Origin of the sequence: Deinococcus aquaticus (genome assembly GCF_028622095.1) — a bacterium.
GTDB classification, from domain to species: Bacteria; Deinococcota; Deinococci; order Deinococcales; family Deinococcaceae; genus Deinococcus; species Deinococcus aquaticus.
This window is the reverse complement of record NZ_CP115165.1, coordinates 126,932-150,373: the sequence shown is the minus strand read 5'-3', so window position 1 is coordinate 150,373 and position 23,442 is coordinate 126,932. Positions and strand designations below refer to the sequence as shown.

Sequence of the window (23,442 nt, the reverse complement as noted above, 5' to 3'; positions counted from 1 at the left end):
CCGGCCGCCCCGCCGTGAAGGGCGTTCCGGACCTCTGTTCCCTCCCGGCCGCTCGTCGGCTGCCTGACCGGAGATTCCCTTGCCGCCCACTTCTCCTGCCCAAGCTGACACGCCCTTACCAGTCGCGCCGCCCGCCGGGCTGCCGCAGTTGCTGACGCTATTCCGGCCTCTGGCCCGCACCGGGTTCCTGCCGCCCACCGCGCCCCTGCTGAGACTGCCCGGTCCGTTCCAGCCACTGCTGGACGCCATTCCGGCGCTGGCCCCGGCGTACCAGGGGAACGGCGTGCGCGCGGCCCTGCTGGACCTCGACGCGGCCCTGGGGGACCGGCGGGACGACGCCCGGCAGCTGGGCACCGCGCAGCAGGAGGCGCTGCTCTCGGCCACGGCGATCCTGATGCACCTGTACCGCTGGAACGCCGTGCCGGTCGCGCCCGTCCGGTTCTCCGAGCGGCCGGACTTCCCGCCGCACCTGCACGCTCTGTTCCGGGACCTGAGTGCCGCGCATCACCTGCCGGCCTGTGGCACGATGCACACCCTGAAGTACCTGAACTGGCGCTCTGACGCCCTCACGCCCGGCGAGCCGTACCACGCCGGTCAGGTGCAGGCCGGTCAGGTGCGGATTGCTCACAACTGGCACGCCTCGCCCGCCGGAGACGAGCGGGACCTCGCGGGGCAGCTGGACCTGTGGATTCAGACGTTTGTGCTGGCCGAGGCGCGCGGACAGGCCGTCCTGACCGCCTCGGCGCAGGCCCTGACGGCCGTCCAGCACCACGACCGGCCCGCGCTGGAGGCTGCCCTGGCCGACCTGCACGCGGCGATCAGCGCCATGACCCGGCAGATCAACGCCCTGATGCGTTTCCGGGTGGTGCGCAGCGACCTGTGGCGGGTGTTCATCCAGCCGACCTTCGGGTGGGGCCTGCCGCCAGAGGACGGGGGCGCGCCCCTGGACGGGGCCAGCGGCCTGCAACTGGGCGGCACGCAGGTCGCGGACCTGGCGCTGGGCGTGCCGTTCGACTCGAACCTGGGTCAGGCCCTCCGGCACTCCCGCCGCTCCCTGACGCCCCCTCAGCGTGCGCTGCTGCACGCCTGGGAACCGCACCGGCAGGTGATCCGCAACGCCGCCCGTGACTGGGGAGGCAGCGCCGCGCAGGACGCCTTCGAGGCCTCCCTGAACGACCTGACCCGCTGGCGAGTCAGTCACCGCGAGCGCGGAGCCGTGTACCTGCGGGGGGACGGGCAGGCGCACGTCATGGCGTCCACGGGTACCCAGCTGAACGCCGGGAACCCCCACGAACAGGCCTTCCGCGACCTGATGAACGAACGCATCGGGGAGACGCAGGCGCAGACCCTCGCCGGCCAGCCAGCTGGAACCCACAGGCCTGACAGCAAGCCCCTCCAGGCCCGGACGCGTGAAGAGACGTGACCGGACCAGGAGGGGCAAGCCGGGTGCGGCTACTCAGCCGCTGTTGCCGCTGCCGTCCGGGGATGGTGCGTCGGCGGGGGTGGAGGCGGGTGCAGTGCTGTCCAGGCTCAGCAGGCGGCGCAGGTCATCTAGCACGGCGCGTTCCTTGTCGTTCACGAGTTCGCCGCCGAAGCCCAGGAAACCGCCTTCCTTGGCGGCGTTCGCGGTGCGTTCAGCCACGCTCATCAGCATCTGGCGGTACGCGGCGCTGTCTTCGGGGCTGGTCTTGGCGCTCACCAGCCACGCAGCCTGCCGGACGTTCTTTAGGCTCTGCTCCAGCGCGTCCTGCATGGTGCGGGCGCGCTCCTGGTGGGGCATCACGGCGGGGTCCGGCGCGGTGCGCAGCAGGTCGGCAGCGATGGCTTCCAGCAGCGGCGTGCGCGTGTCGGCGCTGACGCCGTCGCGGATGGCGTCACTCAGGGCTTTCGCCTCGGCGACCAGGCCGGTCAGGCCGCTGGGGCTGGACGCCACGACGGCGGCTCCGGCGCGGCCGGGACCGGTCATGACCTTGAACCACTCGTCGGGCGTGAAGTTATCCTTGATGCTCATGCCCCCAGCGTACGGGCCGCGCCGGGCGCGCAGGTTAGGGGTTCATTCACGTTCCGGCAGGCCGCTCAGGTCAAAGCGCACGGGGTCCGTGTCCTCGGGCACGCTGCGCGGGTCGGCGGGCAGACCGTGACCGCCGAAGAGGCCCCCGGCGGCCAGACTGCCACCGAGCGCGTCGTGCGGCGACTCGTCAGCCGGTACGAGCGGTTTGATGCGGAACGACAGCACGATCAGAGCAGTGGGCAGCGCGATGAACAGCAGGAACATCAGCATGGTCGTCTCCGGCCGTGGGGGAAGGGCGGTCGTGTGGCGTCCGGTGCCGGAGCGCCAGACGGGTTCAGCTGGCGCAGTCCCTGGCGAGCGCGTCTGCGCCCGGGGCGGAGGCTTCGCTGCCCGTGATGGCGGGTGCGGGGGCGGGCATGTTCAGGTGCGCCACGGCCCAGGTGTCGATGGCGTTGATGACGCTCTGGAGTTCCAGCCCGGCGGGCGAGAGGGTGTAGACGCTGCGGGCCAGTTTGCCCTGGCTGTCTTCCGTGCGTTTGCTGATCAGGGCGAGGGTTTCGAGGTGTTCGAGGCGCTGCGTGAGGGTGGCGCTGTTGCATCCGCCGACGGCGCGGGCGAGCTCGTTGAACCCTTTTTCACCGTTTAGCAGGGCGCGCACGATGTGCAGCACCCATTTTTCCTGCAACACGCCGATGGCCCGGTAGACCGGGCAGAATCCAGTGTGTTCGCTCATGACCAGAGTTTACACTGCGGGGCTGATCAGATCATGACGAATCTCACACCGCTTGACTTTTCAAAGTGATGGAGATAACCTCTCGACATGACCGCTACGACCCCCAAAGTGCTTGACGTCAAAGAAGCCATCGAAACCCGCCGCAGCATCCGCAAGTACGTCCAGGAACCCATGAACCAGGACGACCTGCACGAAATCCTGCGCCTCGCCAGCCTTGCCCCCAGCGCCTGGAACGCCCAGACCTGGCGCTTCGCCGTCGTGCAGGACGCCGCCATCAAGCAGCAGCTTCAGGACGCCGCCTACGGCCAGGGTCAGGTCACCAACGCCCCCGCCGTCATCGTCGTGTACAGCGACATGGAAGACACCCTGCAGACCGTCGAGGAAACCGCGCACCCCGGCATGGGTGAGCAGGGCCGCGAAGGCCAGCGCAAGACCTTCGACGGCGCCTTCGGCGGCCAGGACGTCGCCCAGCGCGGCCAGTGGGGCCTGAGCCAGGCGAACATCGCCTTCGGCTTCGTCATGCTCGCCGCCCGCGGCCTCGGCTACGACACCGTGCCCATGCTGGGCTTCCAGCCCGACAAGGTCAAGGAAATCCTCGGCCTGCCCGAGCACGTCCAGTTCGCCGGCCTGCTGCCCGTCGGCAAGCGCGCCGAAGACGGCTTCCCCCACCACCGCCACAGCGTCGAGCGCATCACCAAGTTCTACTGAACCCCGCCAGAGAGTGAATCATAGGGGTGCTGGGCCCGCGCTCGCGGGCGCACCCACACTGCCCGGTCGTTCCTTCCCAGGACGGCCGGGCCTTGCTGTACCTGCCCGTTCAGGTGCAGGGCCGGTGCAGGGCCGGGCCGTAGCTGACCGCGCCCAGACGCCCCGCCCGTTAGAATGAACGGCGCATGAAAAACAATTTCCTCCTGATCGGCGCCGCCCTCAGCCTCAGCAGCTGCTCCATGATCCTCGGGCCGTCCACCGTGGACGTCACCGTGATCGGCGTGAACGACTTCCACGGCAACCTGCTGCCCACCAGCTTCCGCGTGCCCGACCCCGCCGACCGCACCAAGACCCTGACCGTCCAGGCTGGCGGTGTCGAGGCCATCGGCGGCATCCTGGCCGAGGCCCGCAAGGCCAACCCCAACACCGTGTTCGTGGGCGTGGGCGACATGACCGGCGCCAGCCCCCTGATCAGCGGCCTGCTGCGCGACGAACCCACCATCGACGCCCTGAACGGCCTGGGCATGGCCGTGAACGTCGTCGGCAACCACGAATTCGACTACGGCTTCGCGGAACTCCAGCGCTACCAGAAGGGCGGCTGCAACAGCAACGACGCCACCAAGGCCTGCAAGTTCAACAACACCTTCACGGGCGCCAGGTTCCCCTACATCGCCGCGAACGTCCTCGACGAGAAGACCGGCCAGCCCGCCCTGCCCGCCTACAAGATCGTGCAGGTCGGCAAGGCCAAGGTCGCCTTCGTCGGCGCGGTCCTGAAGGACACCCCCACCGTCATCACGCCCGCCGGCGTCGCCGGACTGAAATTCGAGGATGAGGTCAAGAGCATCAACGCCGCCATCCCCGCCATCAAGCGCCTGGGCGCCGACGCCATCGTCGCGCTCGTCCACCAGGGCGGCACCAGCGGCGACGCCTTCGACATCGTGAACTGCAAGACCCTCACCGGCCCCATCGTGGACATCGCCAAGAACCTCGACCCGGCTGTCAGTGCCATCATGACCGGCCACACCCACCGCGGCTACAACTGCCTGGTGCCCGGCCCGGACGGCAAGGACCGCACCGTGATCCAGGGTGACGCCCTGGGCCACCTGCTGCAGCGCCTCGACATGACCATCGACACCCGCGCCAACCGCGTGACCGCCATCCGCGCCAGCAACGTCGTCGTGGACGCCGCCAAGGCCCCCAAGGACGCCGCCATGACCGCCCTGGTGCAGAAAGCCAGGGGCCTGACCGACCCGATCTCCAAGACCGTGATCGCCACGCTGGGCGTCGAGCAGATCACCCGCGCCGCCGCCCCCAACGGCGAGAGCCTGCTGGGCCGCGTCATCGCCGACAGCCAGCTCGCCGCCGCCGCGCCCGCCGACAAGGGCGGCGCCGTGATCGCCTTCATGAACCCGGGCGGCATCCGCGCCGACCTGCCCGTGAACGTCCCCAACGCCAGCAAGCAGGTCACGTACGGCGACGCGTTCACCGTGCAGCCCTTCGGGAACATCCTGACCGTCATCACCCTGACCGGCGCGCAGATCAAGGAAGCGCTCGAGCAGCAGTTCGACAACCCCTCCGCCGGCAGCAACCGCATCCTGCAGGTCAGCCGGGGCTTCACGTACACCTGGGACAACGCCAAACCCAAGGGCGAGAAGGTCAGCGACATCAAACTTGGCGGGCAGGCCCTCGACCCCGCCGCCAGCTACCGCGTCGTCGTGAACAACTTCCTCGCCGACGGCGGCGACGGCTTCACCGCGCTCGCCAAGGGCACGAACCGCCTGGGCGGCGACCTGGACATCGACGCCTTCCGCGCGTTCCTGACGAGCAGCACCGTCACCCCCGACCCGACCGAACGCGTCAAGCGCCTGAACTGAACCCAGACGCAGGACGAGAAGGGGAGGCCGCGTGCGGGCGGCCTCTTTTTCATGTCTGCGAATTCAGTCTTCCCGCACCCCACCGCCCCCCACACGCCACTCGCGCGTGGCGACCCGCCCCACCAGCCGCCGGTCGTGACTGGCGAGCAGCACTGTGCCCGGAAAGTCCAGCAGCAGCGCTTCGAGCGCCTCGATGGCCCGCACGTCCAGGTGGTTGGTGGGTTCGTCCAGCAGCAGCACCTGCGCGCGCGTCACGCTCAATCGCGCGAGGCTCAGGCGGGTGCGCTGCCCACCCGACAGCCCAGACAAGGGCAAGACCGGGCCGCCTGGGACCTCCAGCGCCGCCGCGACCTCATGCAACTGATGCGGCGTCAGCAGGGGGTTCGCATCCAGCAGTGCGTCCCCCACCGTGCCCAGCCCGAGCAGTTCCTCGCCGTGCTGCCCGATCAGACTGACTGTCAGGCCCGCGCCCCACGTCACCGACCCTGCGTGCGGCAATTCGCCCAGCAGGGCGCGCAGCAGCGTGCTCTTGCCCCCACCGTTCGGGCCGGTCAGGGCCACCCGGTCCCCCCGGCGCACATGCAGGGTCACGCCCGACAGCACCGCCTCTGCCCCCCGCGCCACGCTCAGGTCGCGGACGGTCAGCACCTCCAGCGGCCCCGGCACGACCGGCGGCAATGTCAGCCGCACGTGGCGGTGATCCTCGTGGGGTTTCGGCGTGGCGGACGCGGCCGCCCGTTCGATCTGCCGTTCCAGCCGCCGGGCCACCGAGGCATTCACTCCCTGCGCGTTCTGCGCCTTGCCCTTCGCCAGTAGCTTGTCCCCGTCACTGGACCGCCGGTGGTTGTACCGCCCGGCACTCCGGGCCTTGCTGGCCCGCCGCGCCCGCTCCTCATCCAGCGCCGTCCGCTTGCGGCGGTACGCCTCGAAGTCGCGCGCCTGCGCTTCCCGCAACGTGGCCTTCAGCGCCATTGCCTCTGAGTAGTTCCCGGGGTACACGCTCAGCGTGCCGCGCTCCAGTTCGGCCACCCCGGTCGCCACCTCATCCAGGAACGCCCGGTCGTGACTGGCCAGCACGAACGCCGCGCCCGACGCCAGAATCCAGTCCCGCAGCCACGCCGCGCCGTCCGCATCCAGGTGATTCGTGGGTTCGTCCAGCAGGTACACGTCCGCCGGGGACAGCAGCAGCGCCGCCAGCAGCACCCGCCGCGCCTGCCCACCCGACAGCCGGTCCGCCCGCGCCGGGGCGTCCAGGCCCAGCCCGGCCAGCACCGCCGCCGCACGCCCCGCGAAGTCGTACCCGCCCGCCAGCCGGAACGCTTCCTCGGCGTCCGCGAAGGCCAGCAGCGCCGCCTCCGAGCCGTCCGAAAGCGCCGCCGACGCCGCATCGAACGCCACCTGTGCCCCGGCCAGCGCCGGGGGCGTCACCGCCTCCAGCACTGACCCGCCCAGTGACTGCGCCTGCGCCAGCAATGCCACCCGGCCTGCGCGTGTCACCACGCCCACATCCGGCACGTCCAGTCCTGCCAGCACGCGCAGCAGCGTGCTCTTGCCACTGCCGTTCTCGCCGACCAGCGCCAGCCGCTCCCCGGCCCCCACGGTCAGCTCCACACCCGAAAACACCACCCGGTCCGCGAATGAACGCGCGACCCCACTCAACATCAGCATCAGTTGATCCCCCCGACGGGACAGGCCAGCCCACACGCGGCAGGCGGCAACTCGGAACACGGCAGTCAGGGGTTACAGACGCAAGGCAGGGGGGTCCTTTGAATGAGCGGAGGGCAGAGCAGCCGGGCAACCCCGGCGGTCAGAGCAGACCGTACCACGCGTGGCGCGGCCGGAGCATGCGCCGGATGGCGGAGGAACCCCTCACCCTTCCGGCGCTGTGCTTCACTGCTTCGCAGGTCTGCGACTCCCTCTCCCTTGGGGAGAGGGCTGGGGTGAGGGGTGTTCTGCTCCGCTCATGTGGGATTCAACTGATTCCACACCAGTCAGAGCTGCCCAGTGGCTCCCTCACCCTTCGGCGGGTACGTCCGGGAAGTTGCTGAGAGGGAAGGTGTCCACGTTCGCGCTGCGCTGCTGTACCAGCACGCCCCCGTCGATCACCACGAACTGCCCCGTGATGTACGCCGCGTCGTCCGAGGTCAGGAACGCCGCCGCGCCCGTCATGTCCTCTGGCGTGCCGTACCTGCCCAGCGGCACGGTTTTCTCGCGCTGCGCGAGGTCCTCGCCTTCCAGGCCGTAGGTGTTCACGAAGCCCGGCGTGATGCCGTTCACCCGCACCCCGTAAGGCGCGAGATCCAGCGCCAGCGCCCGCGTGAACGCCTCCACGCCCCCCTTGGCTGCGTCGTACGACGTGAACCCCCGGTGCGAGCGGGTCGCGCCGCCACTCGACACGTTCAGGATCACGCCCCGGCGGCGGCGCGTCATGCCGGTCGCCGCGCGGTGAGAGCACAGGAACACACTCTTCAGATTCACGCGCAGGAACAGATCCCACCAGTCCTCATCGGCCTTCAGGAAGTGCCGCTGGTCACTCGTCAGGGCCGCGTTGTTCACCAGCACGTCCACCGGCCCCAGCGCCACCTCGGCCGCCGTGAAGATCGCCTCCACCCTGTCGCGCACCGACACGTCCCCCGGCACGCTCACCGCCTGCCCGCCCGCCGCCGTGATGGCCGACACGACCGCCTGCGCTGCCTCGGCGTTCAGGTCATTCACGGCCACGCGCGCTCCCTCGGCCGCGTACCGCCCCGCCAGGGCCGCGCCGATGCCGCCCCCCGCCCCCGTGATGAGTACCGTCCGGCCCGTGAAACGCTGCAAGTTCGTCATGACGCACAGGGTACGGCAGGAACCGGGAGGTCATGAATACCGCGCGGGCATGAACACGGCCCCCTGCCAGTTCGGAAGGGGGCCGCGCCGCGCCGGGGGTGGGGGACTACTCCCGCCGCCGGAACGCCACTGTGGTCAGGAAGATGGCGGTGTTCACGAGGACGATGGTCGCGCCGGGGGCGGTGTTGGCGTAGTAGCTGATGTACAGCCCCGTCACGCCGCCGACGGTGCCGAGCGCGGCGGCGAGCATCATCATTTTCTTGAGGCTGCGGGCCAGCAGGCGCGCGGCGGCGCTGGACGTGATGAGCAGGCTGACGCTGAGGGTCGTGCCGACGAGCTGCACAGTCAGGACGACGACGAGGCCGATCAGGATCAGCAGCAGGCTTTCCAGGCGGCGCACCGGGAGGCCCACGGCGCGGGCTTCGGTGGGGTCGAAGGAGGCCAGCAGCAGTTCCTTCTGCACGGCGGTCAGGATGCCGCCCACGACGAGCGTGACGGCCAGCGCGCCCCACAGGTCGGCGGGCGTGACGCCCAGCGGGTTGCCGATCAGGAAATTGCTGAGGTCGGTGGTAAAGGTAGGCGCGCGGGACAGCATCACGACGCCCAGGGCGAACATGCCGACGAACACGATGCCGATGGCGCTGTCCTGTTTCAGGCCGCTCTGCCGCCCGACCGCGCCGATGCCCAGGGCCGTGAGGACGGCGGCGATCAGCGCGCCGAGCAGCAGGTTCCCGCCGGTCAGGAACGCGCCGACGATGCCGGGGAACACGGCGTGGCTCATGGCGTCCCCGATGTAACTCAGGCCGCGCAGGACCACCCACGCGCCGACCAGGGCGCACAGGACGCTGACGAGGACCACGGCGATCAGCGCGCGGTTGAAGAAGGCAAACTGGAGGGGGTCGGTCAGCAGGTGCAAGGGAAGCCTCGGAGGTGCAGGAAGGTGGTCGGCGCGGGTATGTGTTCCATCAACTATCAACCATCACCTATCCGCCTCACGCCTCGGCGTGAGTATGGCCCAGGAAGCTGGTGCTGAAGGTCGCCTCGATGTTCTGCGTGGTGTACACCTGCTCGGGCGTGCCGTCTGCGATCACGCGGCGGTTCACGAGGACCAGGTGGTCGCACCAGCGCCGCGCCTGTTCCAGGTCGTGCGTGACCATCACGACGGCTCGGCCTCGGTCGGCCTGCGCGCGCAGCAGGGCCATCAGGGTTTCCTGCGTGGCGGCGTCCACGCCGGTCAGGGGTTCGTCCAGCAGCAGCAGGTGCCCCTGGCGGGCCAGCATGCGGGCCAGCAGCACCCGCTGGCGTTGCCCGCCGGACAGTGCCCCGATGTGCCGCGAGCGCAGGTCGTACACCCCGGTTTCTTTCAGGGCGCCTTCCACGATCTGTTTATCCTTGCGTCCTGGCCAGTGCAGCCAGCCCAGGCGGCCGGTGCGGCCCATCATGGCGACGTCCCACACGGTCACGGGAAAGCCCCAGTCGAGCGTCTGCTGCTGCGGCACGTAACTGATGCACGAGCGGGCGCTGTGGCCGGGGTCGAATTTCACGGCGTCCGCGTGGTCGGGCAGCAGGCCGACCAGCGTCTTGAGCAGCGTGCTCTTGCCCGCGCCGTTCGGGCCGATGATGGCGCTGAACGTTCCCGCCTCGAAACGCACGCTGGCGTTTTCCAGGGCCGTCTGCGGGCCATATTTTACGGTGAGGTTCTCGACGCCCAGCATCAGAACAGCATACCTCCGGTGGCCTTGATGTTGCGAGCGCAGAATCAAAAGGGGAGTGTGGGTGGCGGGATGAGGAACGCGGGACGCAGCAGAGATCTCTCTCCTGCGTCCCGCTTCCCGCGCACCGCTTACCCTTTCAGGGCCTTGACGAGGATGTTCACGTTGGCCGTCAGTGCTTTCAGGTACGTGTCGCCGCTGCTGCCCCTGGGGCCCAGGGCGTCGGTGTACAGGGGCGGGGCGACGCGCGCGCCGGTTTCGCGGGCGAGGGTCTGGGCAAGGCGGGCGTTGACGGTGTTCTCGGTGAAGATGGTGGTCGCCCCGGCCTTCTTCATGGCCTGCGCCAGGGCCGCGAGTTCACGGGCGCTGGGTTCGCGTTCGGTGCCGACGCCGGGGATGACAGCCCCGACGACGCGCAGGCCGTAGCGTTCCGCGAGGTACCCGAGACTGTCGTGGTTGGTGACGATCACGCGCCGCGCGGCGGGAATGCTGGCGAACTGTTTTCTGGCGGCGGCGTCGGCGGCCGTGAGTTTCTTCAGGTACGCGGCGGCGTTGTTCGCGTACGTGGTTTTCCCGGCGGGGTCCAGTTGCGTCAGGGCGGCCTGGGCGTTCTTCACGTACCCGGCGGCCAGGGTGGGGTCCCACCAGGCGTGCGGGTCGAGGGGACCGTGGTCGTCTCCGGCGTGCTCGTCCCCATGATCGTCCCCGTGGGCATCGTGCCCGGCTTCATGAAGTTTCAGGCCGGCGGTCAGTTCGCGGACCGGGACCCTCGGGGCACTGGCTTTCAGTTTGGGGAGCCAGGGTTCCAGGCCCGCGCCGTTGGCGAACAGTGTGCGGCTCTGCGCGAGGCTGCGGATAGCGCCAGTGGTCGGCTGGAAGGAGTGCGTGTCGGCCCCGGCGGGAACGATGACGTTCACCTGCACGCGGCTCCCGCCGACGGCCTGCACGAAATCCGCGATGATCGTGGTGGTGGCGCTGACCTGTAGGGGCGCGGCGCCGGCAGTGGGCGCGGCGCAGGCGGCGAGCAGCAGCGCAGGGATCAGGAGTGCGGGACGCTTCACAGCAGCTCAATGCCGTGGTAGGGGCCACGGCTGAGGGTGCGCAGGGCGTTCGCGCTGAGCCACACGGTTTTCACGGTGCTCCTGCCGTTCACGGTTTCACGGATGGCTTTTTTTAGCAGATTGGCGCGCTGCACGCGTTTGGTCACGCCGGTGACCTTGCGGCCCACGCCGCCCTGCGCGCGGGCCTTGCCGCGCCGGGTCACGCTGTTCACCACGAGGTTCTTCTTGCCGGTCAGGTAGCATTCACGACTCATATTGATATCTCCTTATCACGTTGGGGGGCGGGGCAAAGGTTCGGTGGCGCACGTTCCGGGCGGAATGTCATACGGACTCCGGCGCAGTGGTGTGCAATACCAGCTCAATCCGGGTCAGGTTCGCAGGGCGCCGTTCAGCAGGTGATCCAGCGCGGCCCCGTCGAGGTCGCGGCCGATGAACACCAGTTCGCTGAACGCCTCGTCCGGGCTGAGCCACTCGCCCGCCGTTTCCAGCGCCAGTTGCCGCCCGGTGTGATTCCACAGGGTCGCCACGCCGCCTCCCAGGTTCACCCAGCCCTTCGAGCGGATCACGTTGCGCGGCAGGCCCAGCGTCAGGGCCTCGTTCAGGCGGTCCGGGTCGAAGGGACGCTCCGAGCGGTAGATGTGGGTGCCCAGGCCGTACGTCTCGGATTCCGGGGTGTGCTCCTTCTCCAGTTCGGTCATCCAGGCGTCCAGCTGGCTGGAGTGGTCGAAGTCGAACAGGCCGGTGTTCAGCAGCTCTGCGGCGGGCAGGCGGCCCTGGGTGGCGTCCAGCACGCGGGCGCGCGGGTTGGTGATGCCGACCAGTTCACGCAGCGCCGTCACGTCGTCCGGCAGGGCCAGGTCGAGTTTGTTCAGCACGACGATGTCCGCAAATTCCAGTTGCTCGGCCAGCAGTTCCCCGAAGCCGCGCTCGAAATCGTCGCCGGGGATGGCGTCCTGACGGTTCCAGAGCGTGAAGAACTGCGCGGTGTCCACGACCGTGATCATGGCATCCACGTGTACGCGGCCCAGCAGGTTGGGAATGGGGGCCTGACCGTCTTCCGGTTCGATCTCCAGTTCCTCGGGGGTCAGGCAGAAACTCTGCGCGATGGGGAGCGGCTCGCCGATGCCGGTGGATTCGATCAGGATGGCGTCCAGCTCGCGTGTTTCCAGCAGGTCGTTCACGGCGTGCAGCAGGTCGCCGCGCAGGGTGCAGCAGATGCAGCCGTTGCTGAGTTCGACTGTCTGTTCGTCTGTCTTGACGACCAGGCTGGCGTCGATGTTCACGGCGCCGAATTCGTTGACGATCACGGCGACGCGCTGGCCGTCCGTCTGGGTGAGCAGGCGGTTCAGGAGGGTGGTTTTCCCGGCACCCAGGAAACCGCACAGGACGGTGATGGGCACGGAGGGGCGGACGGGGGGGACAGTCACCATAGATTGATAATGATATTCTATTATCAATTTTATGGCAAGGTTCTATACCCTCAGACGCTGCCCCCTGACCGCCCAGTTCTGGTTCCTGGGTCTCGACGCCCGCCAGGGCGACCTAACCCTGCGCGGTTTTCGCAAGAGCCCCAGCCCGCAGGGCAGCAGCCTGTACACCCTGGGTGACCTGACCCTGCACTCCGCTGGGCTGACACTCGACCTGCCGGGCGGCGCGCTGCACTTCAACCGCCGCACCCAGACCTTCACCCGGTGCGGGCGCACCGTGCCGCCCCCGCAGGGACGCCTGCACCTGCGCGCCGCCCTGGCCGATCACGAGGCCTGGATCGCCGCGCGCCACGGCGAGCGCTACCGCACAGACCTCGTGCAGGTGCACCGCCCGCCGCGCCCGGTCGTGGGCGCGCTGGAGCCCTGGCGGGCCTACCTGCGGGCCGGGGGGGAGTCCCTGGGCGGTGGGTGCCCGGCCCTGGTCCCGGTGGTCGCCGGGGGGCGCGTGGCCGACGCCTCCCTGGCGGGCGTGTTCCGGACCCGGCTGGCGTTCTCGGGCGCAGGCATGCTTTAAAAAGTAAAGTGTGCGTGGCTGACCATCCACAAAGGTGCCCGGTGGTACGCTTCACACATGACGGGCAACACTCCCAGCACCCAGCACTACGACGTAGTGATCGTCGGCGGCGGCCCCGCCGGACTGACCGCCGCCATCTACACCGGCCGCGCCAGCCTCAGCACCCTGATCCTCGAAAAGGGCCTGCCCGGCGGCCAGATCGCCCAGACGGAAGAAGTCGAGAACTACCCCGGCTTCCCCGAACCCATCAGCGGCATGGAACTCGCCAGCCGCATGCAGCAGCAGGCCGAGAAGTTCGGCGGTAAGATCGAGATGGACGAGGTCCAGAGCATCGTCCGCACCGACGACGACCGCGAACACGCCTACCCCTTCACCGTCACCGGCTACAGCGGCACCTACCACGCCAAGGCCGTGATCCTCGCCACCGGCGCCAACCCCAAACGCCTGGGCATCCCCGGCGAGCAGGACTTCTGGGGCCGCGGCGTCAGCACCTGCGCCACCTGCGACGGATTCTTCTACCGTGGCAAGAAAGTCGTCGTGATCGGCGGAGGAGACGCCGCCGTCGAGGAAGGCCTGTTCCTGACCAAATTCGCCGACGAGGTCACCCTGATCCACCGCCGCGACACCCTGCGCGCCAACAAGGTCGCGCAGGCCCGAGCCTTCGCGAACCCCAAGATGAAATTCGTCTGGGACACCGCCCCCGTCGAAATCCAGGGTGACGAGGCCGTCAGCGGCGTGCGCCTGAAGAACCTCAAAACCAACGAAGAATACGACATGCCCACCGACGGCGTGTTCATCTTCATCGGTCACACCCCCAACACCGAATTCGTGCAGGACACCGTCAAACTTCGCCCCGACGGGTACGTGGACGTGACCGACGAGATCTACACCAGCGTCCCCATGCTGTTCGCCGCCGGTGACGTCAGCGACTACATCTACCGCCAGCTGGGCACCAGCGTCGGCGCCGGCACGCGCGCCGCCATGAGCGCCGAACGCGCCCTGGCCGCCCTGGAACTCGAAACCGCCGAGACCGCTGCCGACTGAACCCGGCCCGCCCTCACGGCGCGCAGCATGAAGAACACCTCTGCCTCCAGCGGAACGCATGACCACCCGGTCGGCGTTCCGCTCCCTTATGCTCGGGTCATGCCTCACCGCACCTTCATGAGCCGCCTTCGCCGCAAGGCGACCGGGTACGCGGCCAAGGTGCGCCGCCTTCAGCGCAGCCTGCGCGCCAGCGACGCCCACCCCGACGACCCCTGGGCCCGGACCCACCTGACCCCCGAAGAAGCCCGCGTGTACACCGCCATGGACCCCCGCGACCGCGAACACGCCTGCCGCGTCACCCTCCACCTGCTGCGCGACCACCCGCAAGCCCCGCCCGAACTGATTGCCGCCGCGCTCCTGCACGACTGCGGCAAGAGCCTGCGCCCCTACCACGCCTGGGAACGCGTGCTGGTCGGCCTGATTCCCAACCGCGTGGCCCGCGTCCTGCCGCCCGTGGGGGCGGTCGGCATCCGCGCGCACCACCCGGAACTCGGCGCGCGGCTCCTCGCGCACGCCGGGGCGCGCCCCCGCGTGGCCCGCCTCGTCGCCCGCCACCACCACCCGGGCGGCGACCCCGAAGCCGAACTGCTGCACCACTACGACGACCAGGAATAGGCCGCTCAAGGCACACGGACAGCGCCGCCTCTCCCAGCCGGGAAAGGCGGCGCCGGTTCAGGGAGTCAGGCTCCCCGGTACGGGTTACTCGTGGTCGTGGTCGTCGCCGGAGTGCGCGTGACCGTGCTCGAGTTCCTCGCTGGTGGCGTCACGGACGGCCAGGACGGTCACGTCGAAATCCAGGACCATGCCGGCCAGGGGCGGGTTGAAATCCACCTTGACGGTGTCGCCTTCCACGGCCATTACCGTGAACGGAATGACGCTGCCGTCCTCGGCCTGCGCGTAGTATGTCTGGCCCACTTCGATGTCGTCCTCGAAGTCCTCACGGGACAGGTCGTCGATGTTGTCCTCGTCGCGCGGGCCGTAACCTTCCTCGGGCTGCACGGTGACGCTCATGCTCTCGCCGGCGGCCTTACCTTCCAGCTGCTTTTCCAGTCCGGGGATGATGTTGCTGTGCCCGTGCAGGTATACCAGCGGCTCGCCGGGTTCGCTCTGGTCGACGATTTCGCCGTTCACGGTGAGTTTGTAGTCGAGTTCAACAACCTTGTCCTGGGTAATATTCATGCGGTCTCCATTTCCCCGCCCGTCCCTGGAGGTCAGGGAACGCCGGGCAGGTTCTGCTGCCCAAGGAGTGTACCCTCTCGGCGTGGCGGTCAACCGTTACCGCACGCCGAAAGACCACCCGACCCGCCCGGCCGTCGTGCCGAAACTCACCTGCACGCGGTCCCCGGCCCGCAGTGGCGCGTGCGGCAGCAGCACCCCGGCCCCCTGCGCGCCCAGCACGCCCCGCCCCACCTGCGTGTCGCCCGTCGAGTCCCCCCGGAACGAAGCAGCGCTCAGCAGACACGCCGGGACAGGCTGCCCGTTCACCTTCAGGGACGCGCCGCGCACCGTGACGCCCGGCCCCATCAGCAGCGCAACCGGCGCGCCTGCCTCATTCAGACCGCAGTGGACCAGCGGGTCCGGCCACTCGGACGCGGACGCGCCCGCCGGGGCCACCGCCAGATCCAGGCCCGCCTCCGGGCCGGGGTAGCGCACGGGGTACGTCTGACCGTCCGGCGCGCTCAGGCCACGCCTCACGTCCAGCACGGCCGCCGACTGGAACGCCCCGCCCGCGTCGTGCGCCTCCCCGAACGCCACGCGGGTCAGGCGCGGGTCCAGCAGTTGCGGCAGGTGAAACGCGCCGCCCACCCAGTACGACAGCGCCCGCCGCAGGTCGCTGCCCGGCTGCGACGACACGAAGTAATGTCCGGGCGCGCAGGCCTCGCCCGCCGCCGACCGGGAGGGACTGGCGGGGTCCTCGCGGTGCTCGGCGCGGTCGGCGCGCACCAGGTGCCGCGCGTGCGCCGCGCAGCCCGCCTGCCAGTCCGGCTCGGCCTGCACCGCCCCCACGCCCGCCCCGGCCCGCAGACTGTTCAGGGCGGCCAGCGCCCCTGAGGCCGGCGCCACGGCAGCCGCTGGTTCCGGCGCACGCTGGGGCGTGGCCGAGTCGGGTGGGACAGAACCGGGTGGAACCGGGTCGGGCAGGCGGGCCGGGGCAGGTGACGGTTCAGCCGGCGAGGTCGGCAGGGGTGCCGCCAGCGGGGCAGATGAGGCCGCGCCGGACGGTGGGGCTGCGCTGGTCTGCTGTTCGGGCATCTGCTGTCCGGGCAGCCACCCGGCCACCCGCAGGCCCGCCCACGCCAGAACCAGCAGCACGAGTAGCCAGATCAGCGCCCACGCGGCCCGCCGCGCTGCCCACCGCCAGGAAAAACCGTCCATGAATACCTCATGGTACGGACGCCCGCACGCCCGCAGGCCCATCCGACCCCTATCCTGCCTTCATGACTGCGCCGCTCCCCCCGTTCCCCATGCACGTCAGCGTGCAGGAGGCCCGCACCCTGCTGGCCGCGCTGCTTCCCGAACGCCGCACCGAGACCGTGCCGCTCGCGCAGGCCGCCGGGCGGACCCTGGCGGGCGACCTGCGCGCCCTGGTCAGCCACCCCAGCGCCACCGAGAGTGCCCTGGACGGCATTGCCGCCCGCGAGGCCGACACGCTGGGCGCTGCGCCGCCTACCCCGGTACGCCTGCGTGTGATCGGCGAGAGCCGCGCCGGGGCGGCCTTCACCGGCACGGTCGGCGCGGGCGAGTGCGTGCGCATCTACACGGGCGCGCCCCTGCCGCCCGGCGCGGACGCCATCTGCCCGGTCGAACAGCTGCTCGACGACGGGCCGGACGGGGTGCACCTGCGCCGCCCCGCCAGTCCCGGCGACGTGCGCCACGAGGGTGGCGACTTCCGCACCGGGGAGGTCGTCATGACTGCTGGGCTGCTCCTGACCGCGCCCCGGCTGGCCCTGGCCGCCGCGCTCGGGCACCCGCAGGTGCCGGTGCTCGCGCCGCTGCGCGTGGCGCTGCTGTCCACCGGCGATGAGGTCGTCCCGCCCGGTCAGCCCCTCACGGCCGGGCAGGTGTACGACAGTAACAGCGTGGGCCTGCGCGCCATGCTGATCGAGGCCGGGTGCGAGGTCATCCCCCTCGGGCACGCCCCGGACAGCCCCGAGGCCCTCCAGGCCGCCATCGACCGTGCGGGCGGCGCGGACGCGCTGCTGACCAGCGGCGGCGTCAGCATGGGCAAATACGACTTCATGCGCGACCTGCTGATCGAGCAGGGCCGCGTGAGCTTCTGGAAAGTCCGCATGCGCCCCGGCGGTCCCGCCATCCTGGGCGGCTGGAACGGCCTGCCTGTCTTCGGCCTGCCGGGCAACCCGGTCAGCAGTCTCGTGGTGTTCCACGTGATCGTCCGGCCCGCCCTGACCGGCCAGCCCCCGCAGACGCTGCGCCTGCGCGCCGCCACGCCCTTCCGCGCCCTGCCCGACAAGACCGCCTTCTGGCGCGCGTCCATTCAGGACGGCCGGGTCAGCGATTACGGCCAGCAGGGCAGCGGCATCCTCCGGTCGCTCAGCGAGGCCGGGGCGCTCGTCATCGTGCCTGAAGGCCAGCCCGTCCAGCCTGGGGACGATGTGGACGTGATCCTGCTGTAAAGGATGCGGGGCGCGGGCGGCCGGTTGCAGTGAACCGCCGCCCGCGCCCCGCGTCCCTTACCCCAGCGGAACGAGGACCAGCGCCCCACGGGCCGGGACGCTCAGGGGCGTGTCGGCGGTCAGGGTCAGGGTGCGGCCTGTCAGGACGTCGCGGTACTGGCCGGGCGTGACCCCCGTGACCGGCAGGTGCGCCTCGTTCGGCGCGGTGTTCAGGGCAATGTGCGCGTTGCCCGCCTCATGACGGCGCATGAAGACCACGCCCTCGCCCTGGGCGTGCGTGACCTCGAAGGTACCGCGCGTCAGGGCGGGCGTGGCGTGCCGGGCGGCCGTCAGGGCGCGGGTCAGGGCCAGGGTGTCCCCATCCCACTCCTGTTCGTTCCACGGGAACGCGCGGCGGCAGTCGGGGTCGGGCCCGCCGGGCAGGCCGATCTCGTCACCGTAGTAGATGCAGGGCGCGCCCACGTACGTCATCTGGAACACGGTTGCCAGCCGGTACGCGGTCGCGTCGCCGCTCACGGCTGTCAGGAAGCGGGCGGTGTCGTGCGAGTCCAGCAGGTTCAGCTGCGCGCGCACGATGTCCGGGTGGTACATGCGCGTCACGTCGGTCATGCGGGCCGCGAACGCCTCGGCCGTCATGGGGTCCACGCGGCCGGTGCCGCTGCGTTCGTTCATGGGGTGGTCCAGGGTGCGCGCCCCGAAGAACGCCAGGCAGGGGCGCGTGAAGTGGTAGTTCATGACCGCGTCGAACTGGTCGCCCTGCAACCAGCGGTGCGCGTCGCCCCAGATCTCCCCGACGATGTACGCCTCGGGATTCACGGCCTTCACGCGGCGGCGGAACTCCTGCCAGAAGGAGTCGTCGTCGATCTCGTTCGGCACGTCCAGCCGCCAGCCGTCAATCCCGAACTGCATCCAGTACTCGGCCACGTCCCACAGGAAGTCCCGCACGGCCGGGTTGCCCGTGTTGAACTTCGGCAGGGCGCGGTTGCCCCACCACGCGGCGTAATTGGCGGGGCGGGTGTCGTCGTACGCCTGGAGCGGCCAGCCGTCCACGTGGAACCAGTCGCGGTACGCGCTCGCCTCGCCCTGCTCCAGCAGGTCGTTGAACTGGAAGAACCCCCGGCTGGCGTGGTTGAACACGCCGTCGAGGACCACGCGCAGACCGCGCGCGTGCGCCGCGTCGATCAGGGCGCGCAGGGCCTCGTTCCCGCCCAGCATGGGGTCCACGCGGTAGTAGTCGTGCGTGTGGTAGCGGTGGTTACTGGCCGACTGGAACACCGGGCAGAAGTAGATGGCGTTCACACCCAGACTCTGAATGTGATCCAGCCGCTCGATCACTCCCCACAGGTCACCGCCCATGTACTTATGGAAGTGCGGCGTGTCGCCCCAGGCCTGCAGGTTCAGGCCCGTCACGCGGCCTGAGCGGGCGAAACGGTCGGGGAAGATCTGGTAGAACACCGCGTCCGCCACCCAGTCGGGCGTGATGGGATGCGTGTCGCGGGAATGGTCGGGGCGCAGCGGATTCATCTCTGCGGCAGCATAGCGGGGATTCCCTGGCAATCCCCTGACAGCGGACCGCGCTCACATCAGGTTGTGGGATCCCCGCCGGCCCAGGCCTGCACGAACGCCCGCGCCCCGTCCGGCGTGGTCACCTCGCCCAGCGCGGCCGCCTCGGCCAGGGCGCGCGCCGCCATGCCCACGCGCGGGCCGGGCGGCACCCCCAGCAGCGCCATGATCGCCTGCCCATCCAGCAGCGGCGGCGGCGGCGTGGACTGCTCCTCCAGCGCCGCCAGAACCCGCTCGAAGCCCCGCGCGTACGCCTGCCGGGACGCCTCACTGCTCGACGGGCCGCGCGCCGCCTCCCGGTCCGCCAGCATCAAAGTCAGCAGGTCCGGCAGCAGGTCCCGCCGCCGGTGCACGAAGCGCCGCGCCTCCCGCTCGTTTGCCGGGAGCGGCAGCATGTGCGCCCCCACCAGCGCCGACACGCGCCGCACATCGTCCCCCGGCAGTTTCAGGCGGGTCAGGATCCCGGCACTCAGCTCGGCCCCCACCCGCTCGTGCCCGTGAAACGACACGCGGCCCGTCACGGGGTCTACCGCGCGCGTGCGGGCCTTGCCCACATCGTGCAGCAGCGCCGCCCAGCGCAGCGTCAGCGGCGCGTCCGGCCGGCGAGCCAGCAACTGATGCAGCGCCTCCAGGCTATGCCCGAACACGTCCAGGTGATGAAAGCCCCCCTGCGCCACCCCCAGCCCCTCCCGCACCTCCGGGACGGTCAGGGCCAGCAGGCCCAGATCCTCCAGGCGTGCCACGCCCCGCGCCGCCTCTGGCGACCCCAGCAGCGCGTGCAGCTCATCCCGCACCCGCTCCCGGGCAGGCCTGGGCAGGCGGCCCGCGCCCAGGTCCAGGGCCACCTCCCGCACCGCCGCCTCCGTCCCCGCCTCCAGCCGGAAGCCCAGCGTGCCCTCGAAGCGCGCCGCGCGCCACGCCCGCAGCGGGTCGGCCCGCAGGTTCTCCCGCGACACCATCCGCAGCCGCCGCGCGCGCAGGTCCGCGCGGCCACCCGCCGGGTCCAGCACCCGCCCGTCCGCCCACACGCCCAGCGCATTCACCGTGAAATCCCGCCGCAGCAGGTCCGCCGTCACATCAATCGGGAGCGGCACCAGATCATGCTGCACGCCCCCCGGCGCACTCACCCGCCAGTACCCACGCGCCGCATCCAGCGGGAATGCCGCCCCACCCGACCCCCGCGCCAGCCCCTGCGCCGCGCCCGCCGGGTCCGGCACCGCCCAGTCGAAATCCTTCGCCGGCACACCCCGCAACCAGTCACGCGCCGCGCCACCCACCAGCAGCGCCCCAGGCGGAAAGACAGGCAGTTTCACGCGGCGACCAAACATCCCCCCATGCTACCCACCCGCCGCCGCCCACGCCTGAGCCATCTGGCCCACACTTGCCAAACCCCCCGCAAGCTGCTAAAGTTCACGGCGCTGAGGGGGCTTAGCTCAGCGGGAGAGCATCCGCTTTGCAAGCGGAGGGTCTGGGGTTCGAATCCCCAAGCCTCCACCAAGAAAAACCGCGTCTAGTGCGCGGTTTTCTTTTGTCGATTTTCGCCCAGCCGGGACGCGTGACCAGCTGTCAGAAAATCCATCTGTAAAGCATGATTGCGGCCGTAAGCCATATGAACACAGCTGACAGCGTGTCTGCCAGTACTATCCAAGTCGGAGGGTTGCCGCCGGTTTTCTGTGCGTACACCGCGGCATTCGTGCCCATTGACCTAATCACTTGGGCAGCTAGAATTGCCCACCACCATACCGATGAAAACGGAAGCCGCCATAAATCAAACAGGGCTACAAGACCTGTCGGCGACAGGAACGACGTTAGGAATTCGAATATCAGCAACATGATCGATTGTTGCAGAGTTCCTTTCGATCAGCTCACCACTTTGGGTTGCGTCTTGACTAGCTCAGAAAGGTTCGCAGCCCCTTCTACATGCTCGCTCTGGTACGCCGTACGGTAGAGGTCAGCCGTGAGACTGAGCCGCGAGGTATCACCTCAAGTCTGCTGGGGGCAGTGCGCAGCCCGTCCCCGGTCTCTTCCCAGTCTCTTCCCAGTCTCTCTTTCGCTCATAGGTCTTGGGATGCTCCGGCACGCGCTGCCCAGATGCGAGCGCGGCCCGCTCGAAGTCCTGCACGGCTTCGGCAGTCAGGTTGGCGCGTTCCCCTTGTCTTCAGCGGCCGGGACCTTACTGCCGCACTCTTGTTGTAAATACGCTACTTTCCTGGGTGTGATTCCCTCGTGATCAGCGCGATGATGGTGGCCGTGATTGGCGTGGGCCTGCTGGCCGGGGTGCTGGGCGCGATTCTGGGTCTTGGGGGTGGCGTGATTGTGGTGCCGGCGCTGGAGTTCGTGCTGCCGCATTTTGGGCGGGAGATCACGATCGGGCAGGCGGTGGCGGTCAGTCAGATCGGGGTGCTGGCGGTCGGGCTGAGCGGCGCGGCCAGTTACCTACGGCAGGGGCTGGTGCGCGCCCGGACCGGGTATCTGCTCTCGCCGTACACGATTGTGGGTGGGGCCGCTGGGAGTTTCCTGGGCCTGATCCTGCCGGCGCGGGCGGTGGCGACGGTGTTCGCGTTGCTGCTGCTGTACTCCGCGTACAACCTGCTACGGGGTCTGAAAAGGGTGGAGGTCGAGCGTCCGCCTTCGCGTCTCGTGCCACCTGCCATGACGTTCGCGGGTGTCATGAGCGGCCTGCTGGGCATCGGCGGGGGCACCGTGCAGGTGCCGGTCCTGAATCTGCTGGCGGGTGTGCCGATCCGGCAGGCGATCGCCACGAGTACCTTCATCATGGGCCTGACGGCCGTGGGGAACGCGCTGGTGTATCAGGCGGGCGGCCTGCTGGACATTCCGCTGGCGGCCGGGATCGCGCTGGGCGTGCTGATCGGCGCGCGGGCCGGTGCGACCCTTCAGAGCCGCATTCCGGCCGCGCAGTTAAAGCTGTTCTTCAGTCTGCTGCTGATCTTCACGGCCGGGCAGTTGCTCTGGAAGTACTGGGGGCAGGCGTGAGCGCCTCCCAGCCGCCCCCACAGAAGCCGGATACCGAGCTGGCCGGTCTGCCCGCGTGGCTGTACCCGCTGGGTTTCTGGGTGGGCGTGGCCCTGCTGGCGGGCGGGGTGCTGCTGCCTGCCTACGCGTGGGTGGGCGTGGTGTGGATCGCGTTGGTGCCGGTCCTGGCAGCCGTGTGGGTGGCGCTGGCCGGGTGGCGCGTGGACCGCCGCCTGAGCGTGGCCGCGCTTCTGGCGCTGGCGGGGCTGGCGCTGGTGTTCGGAGTCAAGCAGTTCATCGGGTAGCCCGCGTGGCTCTGCTTGAGGTCCGTATGGTGCAATGAGCGGGTGAACAGACTGGAACTCCCGGCCCTGAGCGCGGCGCAGGTGGCGGCGCTGCTGCCGGACGCACCAGACGGTGTGGAGTGGCGGAGTGGCTGGGCCTGGGCAGTGATCACCACGCCTTCGCGCTGGACCGTGCGCGCGTGCTGCGTCTGCCCCGCTGGCCGGGTGGGGGAGAGGCGCTGCGCCGCGAGGCCCGGCTGCTGGCGTGGCTGACTTCCTGGCTGGGCTGCGCGGCGCTGCCGGAGGTGCTGCACCTGGGGACTGCCTCGCCGCTGGTCCCGGAGGGCTTCAGCGTGGCGCGGCGTGTGCCGGGTCGGTCGGGTCTGGGGGTCGCGGTGACCGATCCGGTCGCGCTGGGCGGGGAGCTGGGGCGCTGGCTGGCCGACCTGCACGCTCTGAACCCGCATGAGTCGGGGCTGACCGTGGACCTCGACCCGTCCGGACACGACTGGCGGGATGCCGCGCTGGACGATCTGGAGGCAGCGGCAGAGGTGGGCGTCCTTCCTGGGGCCGACGCCTGGGCGGCCCGCGTGCGCGACATTCCCGATCTCCGGAAGGTCATGCCAGTGCCCATCCACGGGGATTTCGCGGCCGAGCACGTCTCCCTGGACGGGCAGGGTCGGCTCTCGGGCGTGCTGGACTGGTCGGACGCGGCGCTGGGCGATCCGGCGCGGGATCTGGCGGGCCTGATTCACTGGGGGGACGCGGCGCTGCTGGCGGCGGCCCGCGTGGCGTATCCGGCGGCCGGCCAGTCCTGTGGGGCGGTGTGGGAGCGTGCGGCGTGGTACGCGCTGTGCCGCGCGCTGGGGGATCTGGCGTTCGGTCTGACCGGTGGGGTCGCAGGCGGTCAGGAGGCGTACCTGCGGGCGGGACGGCGCGCGCTGGACGGGCTGCGGGCGTGGTGGACAAACGCCCCGATGGCGCCGTAAACTTGAACCGAGTCTAATTTTAAGTGAG

Annotated in this window: 24 protein-coding genes and 1 tRNA gene; 11 read left to right on the top strand and 14 right to left on the bottom strand. The window is 69.9% G+C overall.

Annotation, left to right across the window (positions count from 1 at the left end):
* The first annotated feature begins 79 nt into the window (after positions 1-79).
* The gene (locus M8445_RS00760) at positions 80-1,423 is read left to right on the top strand and encodes a hypothetical protein (RefSeq protein ID WP_273988987.1); all 1,344 of its coding nucleotides are present in this window, start codon (positions 80-82) and stop codon (positions 1,421-1,423) included.
* A gap of 33 nt (positions 1,424-1,456) precedes the next feature.
* Here the strand turns inward: M8445_RS00760 and M8445_RS00755 are convergent, their stop codons facing one another.
* The 3 genes from M8445_RS00755 to M8445_RS00745 all read right to left on the bottom strand — a co-directional run bounded on the left by M8445_RS00755 (position 1,457) and on the right by M8445_RS00745 (position 2,744).
* Positions 1,457-2,011 carry a hypothetical protein gene (locus M8445_RS00755; RefSeq protein WP_273988985.1) on the bottom strand — a complete coding sequence of 185 codons (555 nt, stop codon included), beginning with the start codon at positions 2,009-2,011 and terminating at the stop codon, positions 1,457-1,459.
* A 42-nt stretch (positions 2,012-2,053) separates the two neighbouring features.
* The gene (locus M8445_RS00750; RefSeq protein ID WP_273988984.1) at positions 2,054-2,281 is read right to left on the bottom strand and encodes a hypothetical protein; all 228 of its coding nucleotides are present in this window, start codon (positions 2,279-2,281) and stop codon (positions 2,054-2,056) included.
* 64 nt (positions 2,282-2,345) lie between these two features.
* Positions 2,346-2,744 (bottom strand): winged helix-turn-helix transcriptional regulator, encoded by a 399-nt coding sequence (locus M8445_RS00745; RefSeq protein ID WP_273988982.1) that lies wholly within the window; start codon positions 2,742-2,744, stop codon positions 2,346-2,348.
* Positions 2,745-2,831: 87 nt separating this feature from the next.
* On the opposite strand from M8445_RS00745, the gene M8445_RS00740 reads away from it, so the two are divergent.
* Complete coding sequence (locus M8445_RS00740; RefSeq protein WP_273988981.1) at positions 2,832-3,452, top strand: nitroreductase family protein; 621 nt, start codon at positions 2,832-2,834, stop codon at positions 3,450-3,452.
* 185 nt (positions 3,453-3,637) lie between these two features.
* Positions 3,638-5,326 carry a bifunctional metallophosphatase/5'-nucleotidase gene (locus M8445_RS00735; RefSeq protein ID WP_273988979.1) on the top strand — a complete coding sequence of 563 codons (1,689 nt, stop codon included), beginning with the start codon at positions 3,638-3,640 and terminating at the stop codon, positions 5,324-5,326.
* Positions 5,327-5,389: 63 nt separating this feature from the next.
* Here the strand turns inward: M8445_RS00735 and M8445_RS00730 are convergent, their stop codons facing one another.
* The 7 genes from M8445_RS00730 to M8445_RS00700 form a co-directional block, all read right to left on the bottom strand.
* Complete coding sequence (locus M8445_RS00730; protein ID WP_273988978.1) at positions 5,390-6,937, bottom strand: ABC-F family ATP-binding cassette domain-containing protein; 1,548 nt, start codon at positions 6,935-6,937, stop codon at positions 5,390-5,392.
* Between the two features lie 402 nt (positions 6,938-7,339).
* The gene (locus M8445_RS00725) at positions 7,340-8,152 is read right to left on the bottom strand and encodes an SDR family NAD(P)-dependent oxidoreductase (protein ID WP_273988977.1); all 813 of its coding nucleotides are present in this window, start codon (positions 8,150-8,152) and stop codon (positions 7,340-7,342) included.
* Positions 8,153-8,258: 106 nt separating this feature from the next.
* A complete protein-coding gene (locus M8445_RS00720; protein ID WP_273988976.1) occupies positions 8,259-9,068 on the bottom strand; it encodes a metal ABC transporter permease in 810 nt (269 codons plus the stop codon).
* A gap of 76 nt (positions 9,069-9,144) precedes the next feature.
* Positions 9,145-9,867 (bottom strand): metal ABC transporter ATP-binding protein, encoded by a 723-nt coding sequence (locus tag M8445_RS00715; protein ID WP_273988974.1) that lies wholly within the window; start codon positions 9,865-9,867, stop codon positions 9,145-9,147.
* Between the two features lie 128 nt (positions 9,868-9,995).
* Positions 9,996-10,925: a metal ABC transporter solute-binding protein, Zn/Mn family gene (locus M8445_RS00710; protein ID WP_273988973.1), complete on the bottom strand. Its 930-nt coding sequence runs from the start codon at positions 10,923-10,925 to the stop codon at positions 9,996-9,998.
* Entirely contained in the window at positions 10,922-11,179 is a 258-nt protein-coding gene (rpmB, locus tag M8445_RS00705; RefSeq protein ID WP_273988972.1) for a 50S ribosomal protein L28, read from the bottom strand. The genes M8445_RS00710 and rpmB overlap by 4 nt, the downstream gene beginning before the upstream one ends.
* Before the next feature lie 114 nt (positions 11,180-11,293).
* Positions 11,294-12,355, bottom strand: a complete 1,062-nt coding sequence (locus M8445_RS00700; RefSeq protein WP_273988971.1) for a CobW family GTP-binding protein — start codon at positions 12,353-12,355, stop codon at positions 11,294-11,296.
* Positions 12,356-12,386: 31 nt separating this feature from the next.
* Between M8445_RS00700 and M8445_RS00695 the strand changes: the two genes are divergently transcribed.
* From M8445_RS00695 to M8445_RS00685, 3 genes are all read left to right on the top strand, one after another.
* Positions 12,387-12,926, top strand: coding sequence for a hypothetical protein (locus M8445_RS00695; RefSeq protein WP_273988969.1), 540 nt, complete (start codon positions 12,387-12,389; stop codon positions 12,924-12,926).
* A gap of 57 nt (positions 12,927-12,983) precedes the next feature.
* Positions 12,984-13,970: a thioredoxin-disulfide reductase gene (gene trxB / locus M8445_RS00690; protein WP_273988968.1), complete on the top strand. Its 987-nt coding sequence runs from the start codon at positions 12,984-12,986 to the stop codon at positions 13,968-13,970.
* Positions 13,971-14,069: 99 nt separating this feature from the next.
* Positions 14,070-14,585 (top strand): HDIG domain-containing metalloprotein, encoded by a 516-nt coding sequence (locus M8445_RS00685; protein ID WP_273988967.1) that lies wholly within the window; start codon positions 14,070-14,072, stop codon positions 14,583-14,585.
* Between the two features lie 84 nt (positions 14,586-14,669).
* Here the strand turns inward: M8445_RS00685 and M8445_RS00680 are convergent, their stop codons facing one another.
* Positions 14,670-15,149 (bottom strand): FKBP-type peptidyl-prolyl cis-trans isomerase, encoded by a 480-nt coding sequence (locus tag M8445_RS00680; protein WP_273988966.1) that lies wholly within the window; start codon positions 15,147-15,149, stop codon positions 14,670-14,672.
* A 96-nt stretch (positions 15,150-15,245) separates the two neighbouring features.
* Positions 15,246-16,346: a CAP domain-containing protein gene (locus M8445_RS00675; RefSeq protein ID WP_273988965.1), complete on the bottom strand. Its 1,101-nt coding sequence runs from the start codon at positions 16,344-16,346 to the stop codon at positions 15,246-15,248.
* 62 nt (positions 16,347-16,408) lie between these two features.
* Here M8445_RS00675 and M8445_RS00670 point away from each other — a divergent pair, with 62 nt between their 5' ends.
* A complete protein-coding gene (locus M8445_RS00670; protein WP_273988964.1) occupies positions 16,409-17,605 on the top strand; it encodes a molybdopterin molybdotransferase MoeA in 1,197 nt (398 codons plus the stop codon).
* Between the two features lie 57 nt (positions 17,606-17,662).
* Here the strand turns inward: M8445_RS00670 and M8445_RS00665 are convergent, their stop codons facing one another.
* Both M8445_RS00665 and M8445_RS00660 read right to left on the bottom strand, forming a co-directional pair.
* Positions 17,663-19,129 carry a glycoside hydrolase family 13 protein gene (locus M8445_RS00665; RefSeq protein WP_273988963.1) on the bottom strand — a complete coding sequence of 489 codons (1,467 nt, stop codon included), beginning with the start codon at positions 19,127-19,129 and terminating at the stop codon, positions 17,663-17,665.
* A gap of 59 nt (positions 19,130-19,188) precedes the next feature.
* Complete coding sequence (locus M8445_RS00660; RefSeq protein WP_273988961.1) at positions 19,189-20,496, bottom strand: HD domain-containing protein; 1,308 nt, start codon at positions 20,494-20,496, stop codon at positions 19,189-19,191.
* Positions 20,497-20,590: 94 nt separating this feature from the next.
* On the opposite strand from M8445_RS00660, the gene M8445_RS00655 reads away from it, so the two are divergent.
* The 4 genes from M8445_RS00655 (at position 20,591) to M8445_RS00640 (ending at position 23,414) form a co-directional block, all read left to right on the top strand.
* Positions 20,591-20,665 (top strand) — tRNA-Ala (locus M8445_RS00655).
* A 744-nt stretch (positions 20,666-21,409) separates the two neighbouring features.
* Positions 21,410-22,162: a sulfite exporter TauE/SafE family protein gene (locus M8445_RS00650; protein ID WP_380091542.1), complete on the top strand. Its 753-nt coding sequence runs from the start codon at positions 21,410-21,412 to the stop codon at positions 22,160-22,162.
* Complete coding sequence (locus M8445_RS00645) at positions 22,159-22,446, top strand: hypothetical protein (protein ID WP_273988960.1); 288 nt, start codon at positions 22,159-22,161, stop codon at positions 22,444-22,446. Before M8445_RS00650 ends, M8445_RS00645 begins: the two co-directional genes overlap by 4 nt.
* Before the next feature lie 119 nt (positions 22,447-22,565).
* Entirely contained in the window at positions 22,566-23,414 is an 849-nt protein-coding gene (locus M8445_RS00640) for a phosphotransferase family protein (protein WP_273988958.1), read from the top strand.
* Positions 23,415-23,442: the final 28 nt, after the last annotated feature.

Excerpts from the sequence above, each read along its gene's own strand:
- M8445_RS00700 (WP_273988971.1), bottom strand. The coding sequence starts at position 12,355 with ATGGTGACTGTCCCCCCCGTCCGCCCCTCCGTGCCCATCACCGTCCTG.
- M8445_RS00745 (WP_273988982.1), bottom strand. The coding sequence starts at position 2,744 with ATGAGCGAACACACTGGATTCTGCCCGGTCTACCGGGCCATCGGCGTG.
- M8445_RS00735 (WP_273988979.1), top strand. The coding sequence starts at position 3,638 with ATGAAAAACAATTTCCTCCTGATCGGCGCCGCCCTCAGCCTCAGCAGC.
- M8445_RS00685 (WP_273988967.1), top strand. The coding sequence starts at position 14,070 with ATGCCTCACCGCACCTTCATGAGCCGCCTTCGCCGCAAGGCGACCGGG.
- M8445_RS00650 (WP_380091542.1), top strand. The coding sequence starts at position 21,410 with ATGGTGGCCGTGATTGGCGTGGGCCTGCTGGCCGGGGTGCTGGGCGCG.
- M8445_RS00675 (WP_273988965.1), bottom strand. The coding sequence starts at position 16,346 with ATGGACGGTTTTTCCTGGCGGTGGGCAGCGCGGCGGGCCGCGTGGGCG.
- M8445_RS00670 (WP_273988964.1), top strand. The coding sequence starts at position 16,409 with ATGACTGCGCCGCTCCCCCCGTTCCCCATGCACGTCAGCGTGCAGGAG.
- M8445_RS00680 (WP_273988966.1), bottom strand. The coding sequence starts at position 15,149 with ATGAATATTACCCAGGACAAGGTTGTTGAACTCGACTACAAACTCACC.
- M8445_RS00665 (WP_273988963.1), bottom strand. The coding sequence starts at position 19,129 with ATGAATCCGCTGCGCCCCGACCATTCCCGCGACACGCATCCCATCACG.
- M8445_RS00660 (WP_273988961.1), bottom strand. The coding sequence starts at position 20,496 with ATGTTTGGTCGCCGCGTGAAACTGCCTGTCTTTCCGCCTGGGGCGCTG.
- M8445_RS00715 (WP_273988974.1), bottom strand. The coding sequence starts at position 9,867 with ATGCTGGGCGTCGAGAACCTCACCGTAAAATATGGCCCGCAGACGGCC.
- M8445_RS00750 (WP_273988984.1), bottom strand. The coding sequence starts at position 2,281 with ATGCTGATGTTCCTGCTGTTCATCGCGCTGCCCACTGCTCTGATCGTG.
- rpmB (WP_273988972.1), bottom strand. The coding sequence starts at position 11,179 with ATGAGTCGTGAATGCTACCTGACCGGCAAGAAGAACCTCGTGGTGAAC.
- M8445_RS00695 (WP_273988969.1), top strand. The coding sequence starts at position 12,387 with ATGGCAAGGTTCTATACCCTCAGACGCTGCCCCCTGACCGCCCAGTTC.
- M8445_RS00740 (WP_273988981.1), top strand. The coding sequence starts at position 2,832 with ATGACCGCTACGACCCCCAAAGTGCTTGACGTCAAAGAAGCCATCGAA.
- trxB (WP_273988968.1), top strand. The coding sequence starts at position 12,984 with ATGACGGGCAACACTCCCAGCACCCAGCACTACGACGTAGTGATCGTC.
- M8445_RS00725 (WP_273988977.1), bottom strand. The coding sequence starts at position 8,152 with ATGACGAACTTGCAGCGTTTCACGGGCCGGACGGTACTCATCACGGGG.
- M8445_RS00755 (WP_273988985.1), bottom strand. The coding sequence starts at position 2,011 with ATGAGCATCAAGGATAACTTCACGCCCGACGAGTGGTTCAAGGTCATG.